The following is a 22171-nucleotide window of genomic DNA, read 5'->3' on the forward strand; positions in this document are numbered from 1 at the left end:
TGAAATTTATTCTCTTTTGTGAGTAGGCTAAATTAATGGTTTACCTTTGTCAATATCAAATTATATTACAGTTAAAATATATTCTCTAATGAAAAACAAAGCATTTATTTTTGGATCAACGTTCGGCCTACTGGCTGTTGCTTTAGGTGCCATGGGAGCGCATGCACTCAAAAGTCACCTTTCAATAGAGCAATTAGAAAGTTTTCAAACGGGTGTTCGTTATCAATTATTTCACGCCATCATGCTTTTTTTCATTGGAAGTAGAATTAATTCTACTTCCAAACCACTAAGTATTGTCACTAATTTATTTATAATCGGGACCATACTATTTTCATTCTCTATTTATTTATTAAGTACAAAATCACTTTTAGGTATTGATGGATTATCCTTATTGGGTCCTATAACTCCTATCGGTGGATTACTATTAATCTCAGGTTGGATAATTTTATTGATTGCATCAATTCGAAAAAAAATATAATAAATAGTTGTCCATACAAATTAGCATAACTACCTTTCTTTCTCAATAGAATAGACTTTAATGATTTCTTAAATGTGTGGAATTTGCGGAATATTAGCTTTTAACGAAAGTGGACAATTAAACATTGACCATGTTGCTAACGCCACAAAAAAATTAGAGAAAAGAGGGCCTGATGCAGAAGGAGTTCACCTTGACAATACTGTTGGATTAGGACATAGAAGATTATCGATTATTGATACAACTGATCAATCCAATCAACCATTTACTGATGAAACTGGCAGATATATTATCGTTTTCAATGGTGAGATATTCAATTACCTGACGTTAAAAGAGAAGCTAATTAACTTTGGCTGCCACTTCAAAACTTCGAGCGATACAGAAGTACTTCTTCAAATGTACATTCATTATAAAGAAAAATGCCTCACCTTTTTAAACGGATTCTTTGCATTCTCTATTTATGACAAACAAACTCAAGAGTTATTTTTAGCAAGAGATCGATTTGGAATTAAACCATTGATCTATTATAAGGATGAAAATCAATTCATCTTTTCTTCCAATATGGATAGTTTACTTGCATTTCCAATAAAAAGAGAATTAGACCATACTTCCTTAAATATCTATTTGCAATTAAACTACCTACCCGAGCCACACAGCTTTATTCAGAATGTAAAGAAACTTGATAGTGGAAGTTTTGCAATTATTCAATCAAATGGCAAAATCCAAATGGACACTTATTATCAACTTGAGATTACAAGTGAACTGCCATCAAACAAAATACTTGATTACGAGTCTGCTCAAAAAAGATTGATCTCAATTTTAGAAGAATCGGTTCAGCAACGAATGGTAGCAGATGTACCGTTAGGCACTTTTTTAAGTGGAGGTATTGATTCTTCATTAATAACTGCAATTGCTTCGAGATCTTCAAAAAAGGCAATTGAAACATTTTCAATTGGATTTAAAGATGAGCCACTTTACGATGAAACAAAATATGCCGAATTAGTAGCTAATAAATACCAAACCAATCACCATGCATTCAAGCTATCCAACACTGATTTGTTAGCTAGTTTTTATGACTTTATGGAGAACATAGACGAGCCTTTTGCTGACTCTTCAGCTCTTGCAGTCAACATATTAAGTAGAGAAACTAAGAAGCACGTTACAGTAGCTTTATCGGGTGATGGTGCAGATGAAATATTTTCGGGCTATCATAAGCATATGGCAGAATTTCAAGCAAGAAAAGGAAATCTAGTCAATAAGATGGTTTCTAATCTTGGCCCAGTTTGGCAGTATATGCCACAATCTAGAAACTCTAAAACTGGGAATCTCTTTCGAAAACTATCAAAATTTAGTGAAGGTCTTCAACTTAGTAATAAAGATAGATATTGGGCTTGGGCATCCTTAATGGATGAAGCATCTGTAACAAATATGTTGTTAAAAGAAACACCAAAAAACACCTATTTCTCAAGAAAAGAAAAACTACTATCCACCGTTAATAGTTCTGACTTTAATGAAGTTTTATTAACTGATGTAAGAATAGTTCTTAAAGGAGATATGCTTAAAAAAGTGGACAGCATGAGTATGAGAAATGGTTTAGAAGTAAGGGTGCCATTTCTAGATCATCGTTTAGTGGAGTTTGCATTTTCGTTGCCTTCTCATTATAAAATTGATGGAAAAATGAAGAAAAAAATTCTTCAAGATGCAGGTAGACATCTATTACCTGATGAAATTTATAATCGACCTAAACATGGCTTTGAGGTTCCATTAGTCAAATGGTTCAACAAAGAACTTAAATCCCTTATTCATGATGATTTACTTTCGGATGAATTCATCAAAAGCCAAAACCTTTTTAACTTAAAATCCGTAACTGAACTGAAGAATAAATTACAATCAACTTATCCCGGAGATAGTCCAGCAACTATTTTTGCGCTTCTTATCTTCAACAATTGGTGGAAAAAATACTTATCTTGACAGTTCGACGAATAATGATATATATCCGACCAAAGCAATTTACATTTGTTTCAAAGTTTTAATTCATGGCTAAAAAGGTACTTCGTATTATTAATCGATTCAATTTAGGTGGACCAACCTTTAATGCAGCCTATTTGACAAAATACCTTGAACCCGAATTTGAAACACTTTTATTAGGTGGGCAGTGGGATGAGACGGAAGAAAGCTCACAACATATTCTAACTAATTTAGGAATAAAGCCAACTATAATTGAAGAGATGAAACGAGAGGTTAGCATGTCTTCAGACAGAGAAGCCTACAAAAGAATAAAAAAAATAATCAAAGACTTTCAACCAGACATCATTCATACTCACGCCTCCAAAGCCGGCGCACTTGGTCGATTAGCCGCAATTAATTACGGAAAAGCTAAAATCGTTCACACCTTTCATGGCCATGTTTTTCATTCCTATTTTGGAAGTATTAAAACAAACATCTACAAAAACATAGAACGTGGCTTGGCACTTAAAACTGATAAAATAGTGGCCATTAGTGATCGTCAAAAGTTAGAACTAACAAAAAGATATAATATCTGTAGTGCAGATAAAGTTGAAGTCATTCCTTTAGGATTCGATTTAAATAAGTTTCAAATTAACAACATTGAGAAACGTGCTTCCTTTAGAAAGCAGTATTGCATTAAAGATGATGAGGTCGCAGTTGGAATAATTGGACGATTAGTTCCCATAAAAAATCATCCCCTATTTATTGATGCTATTAATGAAGTTAGAAATCGAACTAATCTTAAAGTGAGAGGATTTATTATTGGTGATGGTGAAGAAAGAGAAAACCTAAAAGCATACGCCACACAAATTGGTCTGCCACATGTTAACGGAGAATTCACAGGAAACAACCCTGCTCCTCTTCATTTCACCTCTTGGATTAAAAATATTGATTGGGCCAATTCAGGGTTAGATATAATAGCACTAACTAGTTTTAATGAAGGAACACCGGTTAGTTTGATAGAAGCTCAAGCAGCCAATAAGCCGATCATAAGCACTAAAGTTGGTGGAATTAAAAACACTGTCCTTCAAAATGAGACAGCATTATTGGTCAATCAAAATGACAAAGAAGATTACATTAGAAATCTAATCAAACTAATTGAAGACAAAGCCTTAAGAGATCGTCTAGGAGCAAACGGATGGGAACATGTTAAAAGCAAATTTCATTATGAACGATTAGCATCAGATATGAGTAGGTTGTACAATGAATTATTAACCAAGGGTCGATAAGCTTTTGTTACTCCAAGTTGATATATTTTAATAGCTTTGCAACTCATTCATCAATAGTCAAAACATTCATGAAAAAAATTCTTTATTTATTAGGATGTATAGCATTCCTAGGTTTATACTCTTGTAATCCACTAAATCCTAGCATCATGCTCAAGACTTCAAAAAAATTTAAATTTGACGAACCTCCAAAAGAAAGCGATTTAGAGTATAAGATTGCCCCGAATGATCTAATAGATTTTCGTTTATATACAAATGATGGATTTAAATTAATCGATTTTACAACTTCAAACACAACAGCTACCAACACAAATTTAAGAAATGTTTCACTGGAATATTTAGTGGAATTTGACGGATATTGCAATTTGCCAATTCTTGGAAGGACTCAGATATCAGGACTAACTTTGAGAGAAGCTGAATTACTTTTAGAAGAAAAATACGCAGAATTATATATTGACCCTTTTGTATTACTAAACATTACAAATCGAAGAGTAACTATTTTTCCTGGCAGTGACGGAAGTGGTAAGGTCATCACATTAATGAATAATAATACAACTTTAATAGAAGCTCTTGCATTAGCAGGCGGAATTTCCCAAGAAGGAAAAGCTTATAGAATAAAACTAATTCGAGGAAACTTAAAAGATCCAGATATTTATTTAATCGACTTATCTAAAATTGAAGGATTGAAATATGCGGATATTATTCTTCAAGCAAATGACATTATTTATGTAGAACCAGTTGGTGTAACAAGAAGACAAGTCATTGCTGAAATTGCCCCAATAATAAGTTTATTAGTTTCTACAATTACATTGTTACTTGTTATAAATCGACAATAATAATTCAAGCTGAGTACTTTTTATGGATGAAAATTCTAACCTATCCAATCAAAACAATACTAGCGCTGCGAATGAGTTCGACCTTGGGCTTTTATTGTTCATTTTACGAAAGAACTTAATCTGGATAGCGTTAATTCTGTTGATTGCATTAGTAGCAACCTTCTTAACATTAAGGTATTCTGTTCCTACCTATCGAGTAAATGCAGTTATTCAAATTGAAAAAAATGACAGAGCCAATCAATTATTAGAAGTTGAAGGATTTAATGAAACAAGTGATATTTCTGGAGAAATAGAACTTTTAAAATCAAAATACCTCATCCTAAAAACAATTGAAAATCTCCCAATGGAGGTTAGTTATTATTCTCAAGGGAAATTTTTAGAAAAAGAATTATACATTGAATCCCCATTTTCCGTCGAATTCGACCTAACTGACTCTAGCTTAGTAGGTAGGGAAATTTATATTGATTTTAAAAATGAACGAAAAGGAACAATTCAATACATTGCTTCAAATCAAGAAAATATCAACAAGGATATATCATTTGATAAATGGATTGAAATTCCTGAAGGACGTTTAAAGATTAAAATAATAAACTTTGCCTTCATCAAGAATTTCAATAATCAGATAAAGCAAAATCAATTATTTTTTAAACTGAATAATAAAGAAGTTCTAGCAAGTGATTTTGTAAATAAACTATCTGTTTCGATTCTAAATCCTGCTGCAAAAACAATTCAAATTTCTTTCATTGATGAAAATCCTTTTAAAATTCAAGATTTTGTTGAAGCATTAATTAAGGAATTTCAAGTATATGATATCAATAGAAGGAAAAAAAGCTCTTCCAGAATTCTAGACTTTATTAATGAACAGCTAAGCAGCGTATATCAACGTCAACAAAAATCTGAGAAGACAATACAGGAGTTTAAAAGAGATAATAAAGTTTCAGGTGTTAAAGAATTTTCTTCTTTATATATTGAAAAGCTAAATCAATTAGACAATGCAATTATTGATGCTACTATTCAAAAAAACATTCTCGAGGAAATCCACAACCAAATAAATGTAAATCCTGAAGAAATAGATGTTTATCAAATCATTCCTGTTTTAATGGGATCTGATTTCCAGGGTTCTTTAGAAGGCCTAATTCAAGATTTAAACAGCTTATTAATCGAGAAACAAAATCAATTGTACTCCAATACAGTTTCAAGTGATCAAGTTAAGAACATTAATTTTCGGATTGATATTCAAAAAAAGCTGTTGATCACTACCGTACAGGCAATTTCTTCAAAAATGAACAATAGAGTTAGCGAACTTGAAAAAACGCTAGAAATTGCAGAAAAAGATTTTTTTGGTGTTCCAGAAAAGGAAATAGAATTAAATCGACTTCAACGGACATTTGAAATAGATGAAAAATTCTATACAATGTTGCTTGAAAAAAGGACAGAGTATTCTATCTCCGAAGCTGGTTTTGTTTCACAAATGATTATTCTAGAAGAACCTTCAACTCCAAGAACACCAATAACACCGAATAAAGAGTTTATTGTAATTGGATTTATACTTGGAGGCCTTTTCTTAAGTATTGTGTTATTAGTAATCAGGTATACTTTACATAATCAGATTACTACCATTGCTGATATAAAAAAGTATTCAAAAGTTAACTTTAGTATACTCGGAATCATACCAAAATACAAAAAAGACATCCCCGTATCGCAACTTGTCGTAAACGAAAACCCTAAATCATTAATCGCTGAAGCTTTTAGAACAATTCGAAGTAACCTCCAATTTATTTCTGCCAAAGAAGGACCAAAATTGATGGCCGTTACCTCTACTATTTCAAGAGAAGGCAAAACGTTTGTAGCTATTAATATTGCTGGAATTATAGCTTACTCTGGAAAAAAGGTAATCTTACTTGATTTAGATATGAGAAAACCTAAGATACACTTGGGTTTTGGAGCAGAAAACATTAAAGGTATGAGTACGCTCCTTATTGAAAAAGATAACTTAGAAAGTTGTATTCAACACAGTAAGCAGGAAAACTTAGACTTTATTACTGCCGGACCTACACCTCCAAACCCCTCTGAACTAATTATTAGTGGGAAGTTAGATGAACTTATTGAAACTCTCAAAAAATCATACGATCTAGTAATTATTGACAACCCTCCTGTAGGTCTAGTAACAGATGGTATCAGTATTATCCAAAAAGCAGATTACCCGCTTTACATCGTTCGATCTGAATATTCGAAAAAGAACTTTATTCAGAATATTGATAAATTAATCACTGATAATAAGATTACAAAATTGTCAGTAATTTTAAATGGTTTCAATGCAAACTCTGCAGGTTATGGATACGGAGGCAAATATGGCTATGGATACGGTTATGGTTATGGTTATGGTTATGGCTATGGATATTATGAAGAAAGTAATAACCAAAAAGACAATTTATTTCAAAGAGTATTTAAACGAAAAGAAAAATGAAAATAACTACTACCCCAATTCCTGACTTACTAGTTATAGAACCAAAAGTATTTCATGATGATAGAGGATACTTTTATGAATCTTACAATGAATCTAAATTTATTGATTTAGGTTTCACCGTACAGTTTAAACAGGATAACATCTCTCGTTCGACAAAAAATGTACTAAGAGGGTTACATTTTCAACGACCACCATACTCTCAAGGTAAATTGGTACAAGTATTGAAAGGAGCAGTTCTTGATGTGGCGGTTGATCTTAGAAAAGATTCTAAAACTTATGGTCAACATTTCAAGATTGAGCTTTCAGAAAAAAATAAGAAACTATTCTATATTCCACCAGGGTTCGCTCATGGATTTTTAACTTTAGAAGATGACACTATATTTTCTTATAAATGCACAAACGTCTATAACAAGGAATCAGAAGATGGCTTAATGTGGAACGACAGTAGTATCGCTATCGACTGGGGGCTTCAATCTCCCATCTTATCAGAAAAAGATATTAATTATATTGATTTCAAAAGTTTTACAAGTCCTTTTTAATGGAAAACATATACGCTAGTAAATACCTTATTTTTTTATTCATTGCCTTTTGTTTTTCATTTTTGATTAATAAGTTGTTTCTAAGCTTTTCAAAAAATTTAGGTGGACGAGCAAAAAATGAAAATACTGTTAGATGGGCTAGTGTGACAAAACCCGCATTTGGAGGAATTTCTTTTTTCATTGTTTTTTTACTCTCCTATTCAGCCTACCCCTTATTTTTTGACCATGGTTTAATTTTTGCAAAACCAGAAACATTAGGCATCCTAATAGCATCTACTTTAGCATTTTTAATGGGGCTTGCTGATGATGCATATGACACCAACCCTTCACTCAAGTTTATTGTACAATTTGCGAGTGCCATTGTATTAATTATTAGTGGCACTTACATTCAGCTTTTTGACTCCACTGTTGCAAATTACGTAATCACTATATTATGGGTAGTTGGTATGATGAATTCCATAAATATGCTAGACAATATGGATGCAATCAGCACACTAGCCTCTATTTTTGCATTTACCTCCATGTTAATAGTTGGAGCCTATTCAACAGATACGCAATCCATTTATTTTCTGCTCACCTCTTGCATGATCTCTGGCTTAGTTGGTTTCTTGTATTTTAACTGGAACCCATCAAAAATGTACATGGGCGATACTGGAAGTCAATTTCTTGGAATTATTTTAAGTGCGATGTCCATTCATTTTTTATGGAATCCTATTGGTTTTACTGAAGAAGTTGCAATTTCAAAACAATTTGTATTTGTTATTTTAGCCTTTTTAATTCCATTAAGCGATACCACAACGGTGGTCATCAACAGACTTGCAAAAGGCAACTCTCCATTCATCGGTGGAAAAGATCACACAACACATCATTTGTCTTACCTAGGTTTCTCAGACCGACAAGTCGCGCTAATCATAGGCTTAGTAGGGTCTGTAAATACATTGTTAATAATTTATATACTCTCTATTGAAGATTGGTCTGGAATGTTCACATTTTTATTCGGTGGATACGCTTTTTTGGTTTTCTTATCGTTATTTTTAATAACTAAAAGAACGAAACCAAAAGCAGTCAAAATATGAAAGATACATTCTCAAAAATAGGATCTTACCTTCTAACATTTTTAGCCGGAATAGGAATAGTTAGTCTTTTCAGTTACGCTTTTGATACTTCAAAAGAAGAAAAAACATATCAAGAGCGAATAGACCTAAATTATAATATCTATTCTCTTTCAATTCCTGATCAAGTTTCTTTTGCTGATGAAAAAATCCCTTTAACTGATTTTGAAATTAGAGAAAGGTTGGATCGTGAGCTGCATGTAAATACTTATTTTCATTCCCAAACAATATTATTTTTTAAAAAAGCCAATAGGTGGTTTCCTGTCATTGAGCCGATTTTAAAAGAGCAGAACATTCCTGAAGATTTTAAGTACCTCGCTTTAATAGAAAGTGGGTTCGATAATGTAATTTCGCCAGCAGGAGCTACAGGGTTCTGGCAATTTATGAAGCCCACAGCTTTAGAATATGGTTTAGAAATTAATGATGAAGTTGATGAGCGTTATAACGTTGAAAAGTCGACTCTCGCAGCTTGTCAATATTTAAAAAAATCATATGCTAAATTTGGCAGTTGGAGCCTTGTAGCAGCTTCTTATAATGCGGGCATGGGCAGAATTGAATCTCAAATGAGTCGTCAATTGGCCACTAATTATTGGGATTTATTATTGAATTCTGAGACCGAAAGATATGTTTTTAGAATTGCTGCCCTAAAGTTAATATTTGAAAATCCAGAGAACTTCGGGTTTAACATTCGAAAGAAAGATCTGTACAAAAATTTTAGTTTTTATACCGATACAATAACAGGAAGTGTTGAAAATTTCGCCACCTATGCGAAAGAGAAAAAAATCAATTATAAAATATTGAAATTTTTCAATCCATGGTTACGTGAAAATTATCTAAAAAACAAAAATGGCAATACGTATGTTATAAAATTACCTAATGAAGGAGAGTTAAAATAACTTTCATTTTATAGTTAGAGACCCTATTTCTAATAATTTATGCCGAAATCAACAATTGAAACCAAGCAAGTAGAACCACTTGTTGTCTCAGGTGCTCGAGTTCATAACCTCAAAAATATAGATGTCACGATACCACGCGAAAAATTTGTGGTCATAACCGGATTAAGTGGAAGTGGAAAATCTTCTTTAGCATTTGATACTATTTATGCAGAAGGTCAACGGAGATATATAGAGAGTTTTGCATCTTATGCTCGACAATTCCTAGGAAACCTAGAACGACCAGATGTAGAACAAATCACAGGTTTAAGTCCCGTTATATCTATCGAGCAGAAAACAGTGAGTAAGAATCCAAGATCTACAGTTGGAACTATCACTGAAGTTTACGATTTTCTTCGATTGTTATTTTCTAAAGTCTCTGACGCATACTCCTACAACACAGGAGAAAAAATGGTCAAATATAGCCAGAATGAAATAGTAGATTTAATTTCAACTGACTATAACAACCAAGCCATCTCAATTCTTGCGCCCATCATTAAAGGTAGAAAAGGCCATTACAGAGAATTGTTTAGGCAAATCGTAAAAATGGGATTTCTCCGTGTTAGAGTGGATGGAGAAGTAAAAGAAATAACCAACACCATGCAATTGGATCGTTACAAAGTGCATGATATCGAAATTGTTATTGATCGTTTAGAAATAAAAAAAGAGACTAGAAAAAGATTAGACGAATCAATTGCTACAGCAATGAAGCATGGTAAAAATTCCATCCTGATTTTACCGAAAGGAGAAGATGATCCAAGACACTTTAGTAAAAACTTAATGTGTCCGTCAACTGGTATTAGTTATGACGAACCTGCGCCAAATTTTTTCTCATTTAATTCGCCATATGGTGCTTGCGAAAATTGTAGTGGCTTAGGAAAAGTATCTGAAGTAGATCTAGATAAGATAATTCCATCCGATAAAAAATCGATCAAACAAGGTGCTTTTGAACCTCTTGGAAAATATACAGATAAATGTATTTTTAAACAGTTAGAGGCAATTGGCCGAAAATATGACTTTAAAATAACTACACCAGTCAATGAAATAAGTGATGAAGCCATGCGAATTATACTTTATGGCACATCATCTCCGCTAAAAATGGAGGATTCAATCGCAGGGGTCAACAACTCCTATTCATTTGAATTTGAAGGAATAGTTAATTTTATAAGTCGCCAATTTGATGACAATCCATCAAGTTTAATTACCAACTGGGCAGTCAAGTTTATGAATAAAATAGATTGCCCTGAATGCAACGGCAATCGATTAAAAAAAGAAGCTTATTACTTCAAGATAAATGAATTCAACATTGCCGATGTTTCCAACATGAGTATTGAAGACTTAAGTGCATGGATGCTTTCTATCGATAAAAAGCTCACTAAAAAAAATCAAGTCATTGCTAAGGATATTCTTAAAGAAATTAACACCCGACTTCAATTTCTACTTGATGTAGGCCTTAATTATTTGAGTTTAAATCGACCATCAAAATCATTATCAGGAGGAGAAGCTCAGCGGATTCGTCTTGCCACACAAATTGGATCTCAATTAGTTGGAGTACTCTATATTTTAGATGAACCAAGTATCGGATTGCATCAGCGAGATAATATCAGATTAATCAACTCCTTAAAAGACTTAAGAGATTTAGGCAATTCCATTATTGTAGTGGAACATGACAAAGAAATAATGTTGGCTGCTGACCATCTAATCGATATTGGTCCAATGGCTGGTGTAAATGGTGGTCAAATAATTGGGGAAGATTCCCCTGTGAATTTTCTTAAAAACAATACCACGACTGCCAAATATTTAAATGGTGATTTGCAAATCCCGTTTTCAAAAGATAGAAGAAAAGGAAATGGAAAAAAGTTAGTATTGAAAGGAGCCACAGGAAATAATCTTAAATCGGTAGACATCAGCTTACCATTGGGTCAGTTTATCTGTGTGAGTGGCGTTTCGGGAAGTGGCAAATCTACTTTAATCAATGAAACCTTATTTCCTATACTCAGTCAACATTTTTATAAAAGTAGAAAATCGCCTTTACCTTATCAAAAAATAACAGGATTAGAGCACATTGACAAAGTCATTGACATCGATCAATCTCCAATTGGAAGAACACCACGGTCAAATCCGGCAACTTATACGGGTGTTTTTACAGATATCAGAGCATTATTCAGTGAATTGCCAGAAGCTAAGATAAGGGGTTACAAACAAGGCCGTTTTTCTTTTAATGTATCAGGAGGTCGTTGTAACACTTGTAAAGGAGCAGGCCTCCAAACTGTTGAAATGAATTTCTTGCCAGACGTTTATGTTGAGTGCTCAGAATGTCATGGAAAACGATACAATAGAGAAACGCTTGAAATACGTTACAAGGGAAAATCTATTTCCGATGTCCTAAATTTAACAATTAATGAAGCGGTGGAGTATTTTAGTCATATTCCTTCAATTCTAAATAAAATTCAAACACTAAAGGATGTTGGCTTAGGCTACATTAGATTGGGTCAAGCTTCCACTACTTTGTCAGGTGGAGAAGCTCAACGGGTAAAACTTGCGACTGAGTTGTCTAAAAAGAACACAGGCAATACTTTTTACATTTTAGATGAACCCTCTACAGGATTGCATTTTGAAGATATTCGTATTTTACTAGAGGTATTGAATAAAATAGTGGATGCTGGCAATACCGTTTTAGTGATTGAACACAATTTAGACATTATTAAAGTAGCTGATTATATAATTGACATAGGCCCAGAAGGTGGAGAAAAAGGCGGAAAAATAATAGTAGAAGGAACACCTGAACAAGTAAGTCGATCTAAAACAAGCCATACAGCACCATTTCTTTTGGAAGAATTAAAAAGCAAATCATGAAAGAAGACGAAAAAGATTTTAGAATAGCAGACAAGTTTGAAGATAAAGATTGGAATGAGATTAAATCCAACGACTCTTGGGCAATATTTAAAATCATGTCTGAATTCGTAGAAGGCTATGAGAAGTTATCTAAAATTGGACCTTGTGTTTCCATTTTTGGATCTGCACGTACAAAAGAAGATCATAAATATTATAAGATTGCTGAAAATCTGGCTTATAAATTATGTAAAAAAGGTTACGGAGTTATTACTGGTGGTGGCCCAGGCATTATGGAAGCAGCTAACAAAGGAGCACATGAAGCTGGTGGAAAATCCGTAGGATTGAATATTGAGTTGCCCTTTGAGCAGCACTTTAATCCATATGTTGATGATGATAAACGATTGAATTTTGATTATTTTTTTGTTAGAAAAGTGATGTTTGTGAAATATGCTCAAGGATTTATAGTTCTTCCGGGAGGTTTCGGAACCTTAGATGAACTCTTTGAAGCTATAACCTTAATACAAACCAATAAAATTGCAAAATTTCCAATCGTATTAATGAGCAAATCCTTTTGGGGAGGACTGATTGAATGGATGAAAACGGTACTTCTAGAAACCAATAACAACATTCATAAAGACGACTTAGATCTTTTCTTTTTAGCTGATACAGAAGAGGAAGCTGTTGAATACATTGATTCTTTTTATAAAAAGTACCTACTTAAACCGAACTTCTAAGCTCAATTAGCCTTTTGAACAAAAAAGCGTTAATAACTTAACCACAACCATCATTTTCTCTAGGATGTTAATCTATAGCTTTGTTTTAGCTGTTATTAACAATTGTTGAAAACTCTGTTTGAATTATCACTTAGCTCAAACATCAAGTAGAAAATAACTTACAAAAGCGAAATTCTACCTTCAACAGTTAACTAACACCTTATTAACAAATACAAAATACTATAGAGATGGTAAAGTCGATTATTCTATTATTAAACCTTATTGGGGTTGTTATTTTTGAACTATTTTATGGCGAAGTAGTTACAGTAAAACAAGACTTCCCAACCAATATGGAAATCAATGTAACAGATACGATTGAGGTAACCATTACAAAAAATGAATTAAATGGATTCGCTAAACTTCAACAAGACATACCAAGAGGATTTAATGTTGAAATAATTGACTCAAAAGGAGGAACATTTTCATTTAAAGACAATATTTTAAAGATTATTTGGATTGCTCTTCCATCAGAAAATGAAATTCTAGTTAAATATGCTTTAACACCGAATAGTGATGTTCAAAGTCCTGCCTCATTTTCAGGAAAGTTTTCATACATTGAGGAAAATGAAAGACAAAATATTGATTTTGGCCCATCATCAGTAACAATAGGTAAAGAGAATGCTATTGCATCTGAAACAAAAATGGAGAAACCAAGTCAAAAAGAAGAGAAAAAAGCGACAAAACAAGGCAAACCTAAAAACCAACTGGTTGCAGAGGGAGATGATTATTTAATTTATAGGGAAATTGCTCAAATCCCAAACAAAACAAATCAGTTTAGAGTGACACTTATTCTTGAAAAAAATGAAATTAACAGTTTTGGAAAAATTGAAGAAACAATTCCAAATGGATTTGTTGCTTCAGAAGAAAATTCCAATGAAGGTTTCTTTTCATTCAAAGGAAATCAAGTAAAATTACTTTGGATGGCATTGCCATTTGGCGAGTCAGTAACTTCAACCTACATCATCGAAGCTACTGCTGAAATTACGGGTGAACCAGAAATAACTGGAAAATTTTCCTACTTAAAAAATGAAGAGACCTATGCTACTAATTTATCCGCTTCAATCATAAACACTGACAATATAACCGAAGTTGATAAAACTGAACAATTAGCTGACGTTGCGCCGGAAAAGATTGAAGAAGAAGTGAAACCTGAAGTGATCAAAGAAGCAAAAGAGGAAGTCACACAAGTAAAAAATGAAGAAATTGTAGAGACTCCTATTCAAACTAAACAACCTGAAATTAAAGAAGATAAACTAGTAGAAAACATTACAAACATCCCATCCCCGGAAACAGGAATATCCTATAAAGTTCAAATTGCAGCGGGACATAAAGAAGTGGCGAATAACTACTTTTCGAAAGTACATTCCATATCAGAACAAGTTGCTACAGAATTTCATGAAGGATGGAGAAAATATACCATAGGTAAATTTCCAGTTTATAAAGAAGCTAGGGATAAAAGAAATCAAGTATGGGCAGCAAACAATAAAATTTCTGATGCATTTGTAACTGCATACAATCAAGGTAACCGAATTACAGTTCAGGAGGCATTAATGATTAGCAACCAACAGTGGTTTAAGTAACATTCTGGGCTTGCTTTCTTCATAAATTACAAAAAAGCACGTATATTTAAATCCTGATAACTAGAGTGCAAGCCAATGAAAACCTCATCCCTTTTTATAACCATACTATGCTTGTTGTTTTCGATTAATTTATCTGCTCAATATGAGTCTGATACTACAGAAGCAACAGAAAAATCTCCATCAACCTTCACTCCCCCTACAATTGGTTTAGGAGTTGGTCTCATTTCGTTTTACGGAGATCTTAGGGATTATAAATACGGTAATCCATTTGTGAGCAATCCAGTTTATGAATTATATGTTCATCAACCCATTTTAGACTATTTGAGTTTAAATGTCTATTTCATGTTTGGAAAAATGCGTGTTGAAGAAAGACGTGTGGAGAGAAACCTAAACTTTGAAACGACTATTCGAGCAAGTGGATTAAACTTTGAATACAATTTTGGGAATTTCTTAAATCCAGATAGAAATTTCAGTCCATTTATCACAGCAGGTGTTGAGATTTTTGAGTTTAATTCCAAAACTGATCTTCTCGACAGTAAAGGGAATCCTTATTATTACTGGAACGATGGAACAATCAGAAATATCGCTCAGGATGACCCAGGTGCAGAGTTTGCTGTGGAAGTAACTCGTGATTATTCTTATGAAACTGATATTCGCCAAGCCCAATTTGGTGGAAAAAGTTTATATCCTGAAAGAGGAGTGGCAATTCCTTTGGGAGTTGGATTTGGTTTGAAAATTACGGATCAAATTAATTTTAGATTAGCATCTACCATCCATTTAACCTTTACTGATGACATAGATGGAATTGATGTGCACTCACCTCCAAGCAGACTTGCAGGAGATAGAGCAAATGCGAACAATGATTATTTTTTAGCATCGACCGTTTCTATTACTTATAACTTTAGAAAAGTGGACTCCTACAAAGATGGGTTTGATAAAGATGAAGTGATTGACTTTGCAGCCTACGACAATAATGATTACGATGAAGATGGTATCATTGATTTTTATGATAAATGTCCAAATACTCCCCTTGGAACAGAAGTAGATACTTTAGGTTGCCCAGTTGATAGTGATGGCGACGGATTGGCGGATTACCTTGATAAAGAAATTAACTCACCGGGCACTACTGTAAATGCTGAGGGAGTTTATTTAACTGACGAAATGATTTATGAATCATACTTGAGATATTCAGACACTACAGGAGAATTTGCAGATGTTGTTTCTACAAATTTCACAGGCAAATCAAAATCACAAAGTAGGTTTAGAATAAATGTTGGTGAATATGCAAGGGGAATGGAGCCGGAAGGAATAGAACAGTTATTGAACCTTCCTGATTTAAAAACCGAAGTAAAAGACTCTACTGTAGTGTATTCTGTAGGAAGTTCTAATAATTTACAGGATGTTGTAACTCGTAAAACCGAAATTTCTAAATTGGGGTTAAATCCAACTATTGAAGAGCGTGCTAAAGACAACAGTTATAATGACGCAGGTCAAAGAGTAAATGAGTTGAAACCAGTTGACAACAACTCCTCATCTGCGATAGACCCTAACAAAGTAGTTTTTAGAATTCAATTGGGAGCATTTAAAACAAAACCAGAGGATTCTTACTTTAAGGATATCGATAATTTAATAGTGATTGAGACCGATAATATTTATAGATATTATTCAGGTGCATTTGATACTTTTGAAGAAGCTGCAAAGCATAAAGTTAAAATGTCTCTTTCAGGATTTAAAGGTGCATTTGTGGCTGCTTTCAAAGGTGGTAAAAAGGTTCCATTAAAATCCGTCGGCGTTAATCCTATTCAACAATCGCCTTTGATTGGAAATTAATTTCATGAATAGTTTCTGGGAAAATGAGTCACTCCTATCATATGATGTAGGAATAATTGGAGGTGGAATAACAGGATTATCAACAGCTATTTCAATTAAAGAAAAAAGTCCCAATGCTACTATCGCTATTTTCGAATCAGGAGTATTCCATTCAGGTGCATCAACAAAAAATGCAGGATTCGCATGTTTTGGGAGTATTACAGAACTTCTTGAAGATGAAAAAAAGATGGGTTCTTCAAAAATGGTTGAACTTGTTCGAAAAAGATGGAATGGGCTTAAATTATTAATTTCTCGTATTGGCGAATCCAATTTAGATTTCGAAAATAATGGGGGTTATGAATTGCTTTTCAAACCAATTCCTCAACCTGAGATCGACAGAATTAATCGCTTGCTCTTCCCTATTTTCGCAGAGGATGTATTTTCAATTGACAATGGATTAATCGAAAAGTTTGGGTTTGATTCAAATCAGATAAAACAGCTAATCAAAAATCCTTTTGAAGGTCAAATAAATACTGGAAAAATGATGAACTCCCTGCTAAAGATTGCAGGAAAGCTTGATATCCGGCTTTACACAAACACCCCAGTTTTAGAGATTCTGAACAAAGGAATTAAAACAAAAGACACTAACTTTCAATGCAAACAAATTGTTGTTTGTACCAATGCATTTACTCAAAAAATAATACCCACTATCGATTTGGTGCCCGGGAGAGGACAAGTATTGATTACTAAACCACTAAAAAACCTTAAATTCAAAGGTGTATTTCACTATGATGATGGGTATTTCTACTTTAGAAATGTTGGAAATAGGGTTTTATTTGGTGGAGGAAGAAATATAGATTCTCGATCAGAAGAAACCACTGAATTATTACTGAATCCAAAAATTCAATCTAAATTAGTAGAAGATTTAAAGTCCATTATACTACCTTCTGCCACTTTTGAAATAGATCAACAATGGGCTGGTATAATGGCATTTGGTGAGGATAAGTACCCAATAATAAAAAGAATTAATAATCAATTAATCGTAGCGGTTAAATTAGGAGGAATGGGAATTGCACTCGGAAGTCTAATTGGAGAAGAAGCTGCGTTATTAACACTAGAAAACATTAACAAATGAAAAAGTTATTTTTTATTCCTGTATTACTATTTTTAGCTTGCAGTACCACAAAAGATTCATCAAAAGATTCTAATTCAAAAATATATACAATTGGTTTTTATAATGTAGAAAATCTATTTGACATAGATGATGACCCACAGATTAATGATGATGAATTTGTACCTGGCTCTGAAAAACAATGGGATGAAATAAAATATTTAGACAAGATTCAAAAAATAAGTAGTGTTATCCTTAACGCTGGTCAAGGAGATTTTCCATTGGCCTTTGGTTTATGTGAAGTTGAAAATAAGAGTGTCGTAACTGATTTAGTCAATTCAGACCTGCTGAAAGAAGGAGAATATGGGATTATTCATTTTGATAGCCCGGATGAAAGAGGCATCGATAATGCATTCATTTATAGAAAAGATTATCTATCTATAGTTAACGCAACTCCAATAGAGATTGATTTAGAAAAATTTAAATCCGATCATACAAGAGACATTTTACATATAGAAGCTACAATAAAGAATACAAAAACTTCGGTTCATTTTTTTATTAATCATTTCCCCTCAAGAAGTGGTGGTCAGGAAATATCTGAACCAAAACGAAAGGAAGTAGCAAGAATTCTAAAAAATCAAATCGACTTAATAGTAGGGAAGGAAAAAGATCCAACAATAATTTTAATGGGTGACTTTAACGACATGCCTGATAATTCGAGCATAAGAGAAGTTTTAAATGCGTGTCCTTTGGAAGAAGCCTGCTTTTTAAATAACCTTTCGTACGCTGAAGCAATGGAAAAACGAGGTACTTATAATTATAGAGGAGAGTGGAACATGTTGGATCAAATAATAGTCTCAAAAAACCTAACACAGACTACTAATTCAATGCATGTTGAGGACAATAAGGCTTTAATTTATAGAGATGAAATCGTAATGTATACTAATGATGCTGGGGAAACATCACCCGGTCGAACATATGGAGGTAATAAATACTTTGGAGGCTACTCCGATCACTTAGCCACTTATTTTAGACTCATTGTAACAAAATAGCTAACCAACTATAGCTTAACTTTTCTTAACTGTAATAGCACTCATTTTTAATTAAATTTGATCTCTTTGAATTATAAATTATGACAAAAGTTCTAAAAATAAGTTTCTGTTCGCTCATTTTAGCAGGAATGTCAATTACTGCTTCAACTGCTCAAACAATGAGCGCAGAGCAAGAAAAAGGAATCCAAAAATTCAATACTTTATTGAGCATAGTAAATTACGCTTATGTGGATACAGTGAATAATTCTCAAATGGTAGACAATGCAATTGTTGCTGTATTGAAAGAATTAGATCCACATTCGGTATATATTCCAAAAGATGAATTGCAAAAAATGAATGAGCCTTTAGAAGGTAACTTTGAAGGTGTAGGAATTCAATTTAACATATTAAATGACACTATTACTGTTGTTTCTCCAATATCTGGCGGTCCTTCTGAAAAATTAGGAATTCAATCAGGAGATAAAATAGTCAATATTGAAGGAGAATTAGTGGCAGGAGTTAAAATTTCAAACAGTGGAGTTGCTGATCGATTGAGAGGCAAAAAAGGAACAACTGTAAATGTTGAGATCAAGAGGTTTGGCGAAAAAGAATTGATTCCTTATGCCATAGAAAGAGACAAGATTCCAATATTTAGTCTAGACGCAGCCTATATGGCCACTCCAGAGATTGGGTATATTAAGATTAATCGTTTTGCTAGAAACACTACAGAGGAGTTTGATGAAGCATTATTAAAACTCAAAAAACAGGGTTTACAAGATTTGATTTTAGACCTAAGAGGAAATGGTGGTGGATACTTAAACACCGCATTTACCCTGGCAGATGAATTCTTGGGCGACAATAAGATGATTGTTTACACTGAGGGTGACAAACAAAAAAAAGAGGATTATAAAGCTACCTCAAGAGGAAACTTTGAAAAGGGAAAGTTAGTAGTATTGATTGATGAAGGTTCTGCTTCGGCCAGTGAAATCGTTTCTGGAGCAATACAAGACTGGGATCGAGGCTTAATTATTGGTCGACGATCTTTTGGGAAAGGTTTAGTGCAAAAGCCATTTCCACTGCCTGATGGTTCAGCTGTGAGGTTGACAACAGCAAAGTATTATACTCCCACAGGAAGGTCTATTCAGAAGTCATATGAAGAAGGTAAAGACGCCTATTATAAAGACATAGTGAATAGATACAAGCATGGTGAGTTATTTTCATCGGATAGCATCAACTTCCCTGATTCATTAAAATATTACACCCCCAATAAACGAACTGTTTATGGAGGTGGTGGAATCATGCCAGATATGTTCGTCCCAATTGATACTTCTTTATCATCTGATTACAATTCAAAATTGATACGTACTGGTGCTTACAATCAATTTACTTTAGTTTATTTGGATAAAAATAGAAAGAAGTTAGCTAAAGAATATCCAACATTTAAATCTTACAATTCTAACTTTGAAGTAAATGCAGAACTTTTGGAAGATTTTTATACTTATGCGGAGAAAAAGAAAGAAATTGAACGCAACCAAACAGATATTGCAACGTCAGAAAAACTAATTAAGATTCAATTAAAGGCCCTTTTAGCAAGAAATTTATTTGATGTTTCTGAATACTTTGAAGTCATCAATGAATTGAATGAAGCTTATCAAGAAGCTTTAAAAGTTTTGCAGAAAGATGATTTTATGGGATTACTAGAAGAGAATAAAAAATAGTTCATAATTTTACAACAACCAATAAATTTTATTTAAAATGAAAAACAACACACTTATAGGAATTGTAGCCGGAATCGGTCTACTTACAGTGATTAACTCTTACATGATTTTTACAGACAGCGGTGTAGATTATCAACAAACAGAAGTGGTTACACCGACTAATAACTTAGCAGCTACACCAGCAAACACCGATATGGATATGCAAAGTGCTCCAGAAGTGCCAGCAGGTCCTGCTACATCTATTGCTTTCAAAGAAATGGAACATGATTTTGGTGCGATCGATCAAGATACCAAAAACACAAAAATATTCACATTTACAAATACCGGTGAGAATCCTTTGATTATTTCAAATGCAACTGGATCTTGTGGTTGTACCGTACCAAACTACCCAAGAAATCCAATCGCTCCAGGGGAAACAGGTGAGATTGAAGTAGTCTATAGTCCAGGGAAACAGGTTAATCAGCAAACAAAAACTGTAAGTATTACAGCAAACACTGAGCCTTCAACAACTGTTTTGAGAATTAAAGCAAATGTTAATGCAGGTGAACAACCAGAGGGTTAGTATCCAAATTAAAACTATTCAAAACGCCTTCTTGAAAAATCAAGAAGGCGTTTTCTTTTTAAAATGCTTCCCCAATTGTTAAATAAAATCCGCTTGTATTTTGGCCAAACCCCATATCCAATCGGATATTAACTTTGTCATCTTCATCTAATGCAAAGCGAATTCCTGCTCCATAAGAAGGCTTAATAGTTTTAGCTTTAAATTCATCCAATTGATTTGCAACACTTGCAATTCCCCCAAATGCAACAACACCAAATTTCCATAAGAGTGGCACTCGATATTCTCCTTGAAGTACCAATAAATTGCGTTCTCGATACCTTCCTTCATAATACCCTCTCATTTTCCTTCTACCTCCTAATAAAGCCATTTCATTAAAAGGTGGAGCTCCATACATGTTTACAGCATAAAAATTCATTGCGAGCACTTGCTTTTTAACTGTTTCAATGTATTTTACATAATCAATTGAAATTCGTGTAAACTCAAAAGGACTTCCAAAATATTTACCATTTTGAGTAACCACAAGTTCAAGGTAAGTCCCTTTTAAAGGGAAATTGTAATTGTCTCTTGTATCATAGATACCAATAGCTCCCAAACTAGAAACAATTCCACCTTTTGCCCCCTTAACTATTTCTCTATCTAAGATTCCTCCAGCCAGCACGTCACCTAATTCATAGTTATCAAACCAATATCGAATCCCAGCATACACATTCTTACCAAATAGTTTCGTATAATTTAATCGAACCCTTGGGAAATTAACTTCATAATTTTCTTCTGAGGAAGCTTTTGAATTGGATCCAACACCCCAGAAATTATAGGTGTAATCGTAATAACCTACTTCTCCAAAGGCATAATACTGATCATTTTTCCAATATAACTGAAACGGCAGATAAAACAAGGATTGTTTTTCTTGAGTATAAGCGCCTCCTAACTGAAACTGAGAATTACGAGAGGATTTGGATTGATTTTTAAATCGAAATGAGAAAAATCCTACAGCACCATATGCCCATCTAGTTTCTGGGGTATAATAAACAACTGGCAGTGGTGTAAAATGAAATCTCTTAACACTATCTGCTTCTTTATCCACCTTATTCTCTTGACTAAATCCTGAAAGGGTTAAGAAAGTGAAGCAAATGAAAATTATAAGTTTCTTCAAATGTG

At 33.4% G+C, this 22171-nt stretch carries 17 protein-coding genes; 16 read left to right on the forward strand and 1 reads right to left on the reverse strand.

Annotation, left to right across the window (positions count from 1 at the left end; genetic code table 11):
* Nucleotides 1-88 precede the first annotated feature (88 nt).
* From ACTB0X_RS16110 to ACTB0X_RS16185, 16 genes are all read left to right on the forward strand, one after another.
* The gene (locus tag ACTB0X_RS16110; RefSeq protein WP_463026062.1) at nt 89-478 is read left to right on the forward strand and encodes a DUF423 domain-containing protein; all 390 of its coding nucleotides are present in this window, start codon (nt 89-91) and stop codon (nt 476-478) included.
* Nucleotides 479-550: 72 nt separating this feature from the next.
* Entirely contained in the window at nt 551-2446 is a 1896-nt protein-coding gene (gene asnB / locus ACTB0X_RS16115; protein ID WP_463026063.1) for an asparagine synthase (glutamine-hydrolyzing), read from the forward strand.
* 65 nt (nt 2447-2511) lie between these two features.
* Entirely contained in the window at nt 2512-3711 is a 1200-nt protein-coding gene (locus ACTB0X_RS16120) for a glycosyltransferase (protein WP_463026064.1), read from the forward strand.
* Between the two features lie 68 nt (nt 3712-3779).
* Entirely contained in the window at nt 3780-4544 is a 765-nt protein-coding gene (locus ACTB0X_RS16125) for a polysaccharide biosynthesis/export family protein (RefSeq protein ID WP_463026065.1), read from the forward strand.
* A gap of 22 nt (nt 4545-4566) precedes the next feature.
* Nucleotides 4567-7011 carry a polysaccharide biosynthesis tyrosine autokinase gene (locus ACTB0X_RS16130; protein ID WP_463026066.1) on the forward strand — a complete coding sequence of 815 codons (2445 nt, stop codon included), beginning with the start codon at nt 4567-4569 and terminating at the stop codon, nt 7009-7011.
* Nucleotides 7008-7550 carry a dTDP-4-dehydrorhamnose 3,5-epimerase gene (gene rfbC, locus ACTB0X_RS16135; RefSeq protein WP_463026067.1) on the forward strand — a complete coding sequence of 181 codons (543 nt, stop codon included), beginning with the start codon at nt 7008-7010 and terminating at the stop codon, nt 7548-7550. The genes ACTB0X_RS16130 and rfbC overlap by 4 nt, the downstream gene beginning before the upstream one ends.
* Nucleotides 7550-8626, forward strand: coding sequence for an MraY family glycosyltransferase (locus tag ACTB0X_RS16140; protein WP_463026068.1), 1077 nt, complete (start codon nt 7550-7552; stop codon nt 8624-8626). Before rfbC ends, ACTB0X_RS16140 begins: the two co-directional genes overlap by 1 nt.
* Entirely contained in the window at nt 8623-9558 is a 936-nt protein-coding gene (locus ACTB0X_RS16145; protein WP_463026069.1) for a lytic transglycosylase domain-containing protein, read from the forward strand. Before ACTB0X_RS16140 ends, ACTB0X_RS16145 begins: the two co-directional genes overlap by 4 nt.
* A 39-nt stretch (nt 9559-9597) precedes the next feature.
* Nucleotides 9598-12450 carry an excinuclease ABC subunit UvrA gene (gene uvrA / locus ACTB0X_RS16150; protein ID WP_463026070.1) on the forward strand — a complete coding sequence of 951 codons (2853 nt, stop codon included), beginning with the start codon at nt 9598-9600 and terminating at the stop codon, nt 12448-12450.
* The gene (locus tag ACTB0X_RS16155; protein ID WP_463026071.1) at nt 12447-13163 is read left to right on the forward strand and encodes an LOG family protein; all 717 of its coding nucleotides are present in this window, start codon (nt 12447-12449) and stop codon (nt 13161-13163) included. The genes uvrA and ACTB0X_RS16155 overlap by 4 nt, the downstream gene beginning before the upstream one ends.
* 227 nt (nt 13164-13390) lie before the next feature.
* On the forward strand, nt 13391-14782 hold the full coding sequence (locus ACTB0X_RS16160; RefSeq protein WP_463026072.1) for a hypothetical protein: 1392 nt from the start codon (nt 13391-13393) through the stop codon (nt 14780-14782).
* Nucleotides 14783-14857: 75 nt separating this feature from the next.
* Nucleotides 14858-16612 carry a hypothetical protein gene (locus tag ACTB0X_RS16165; RefSeq protein WP_463026073.1) on the forward strand — a complete coding sequence of 585 codons (1755 nt, stop codon included), beginning with the start codon at nt 14858-14860 and terminating at the stop codon, nt 16610-16612.
* Between the two features lie 4 nt (nt 16613-16616).
* The gene (locus ACTB0X_RS16170) at nt 16617-17726 is read left to right on the forward strand and encodes an NAD(P)/FAD-dependent oxidoreductase (RefSeq protein WP_463026074.1); all 1110 of its coding nucleotides are present in this window, start codon (nt 16617-16619) and stop codon (nt 17724-17726) included.
* On the forward strand, nt 17723-18754 hold the full coding sequence (locus tag ACTB0X_RS16175) for an endonuclease/exonuclease/phosphatase family protein (protein ID WP_463026075.1): 1032 nt from the start codon (nt 17723-17725) through the stop codon (nt 18752-18754). Before ACTB0X_RS16170 ends, ACTB0X_RS16175 begins: the two co-directional genes overlap by 4 nt.
* Before the next feature lie 80 nt (nt 18755-18834).
* A complete protein-coding gene (locus ACTB0X_RS16180) occupies nt 18835-20451 on the forward strand; it encodes a S41 family peptidase (protein ID WP_463026076.1) in 1617 nt (538 codons plus the stop codon).
* Nucleotides 20452-20488: 37 nt separating this feature from the next.
* Entirely contained in the window at nt 20489-21013 is a 525-nt protein-coding gene (locus ACTB0X_RS16185; RefSeq protein WP_463026077.1) for a DUF1573 domain-containing protein, read from the forward strand.
* 58 nt (nt 21014-21071) lie between these two features.
* Here the strand turns inward: ACTB0X_RS16185 and ACTB0X_RS16190 are convergent, their stop codons facing one another.
* Nucleotides 21072-22166, reverse strand: a complete 1095-nt coding sequence (locus ACTB0X_RS16190) for a BamA/TamA family outer membrane protein (protein ID WP_463026078.1) — start codon at nt 22164-22166, stop codon at nt 21072-21074.
* Nucleotides 22167-22171: the final 5 nt, after the last annotated feature.

Source organism: Acidiluteibacter sp. (genome assembly GCF_055129545.1).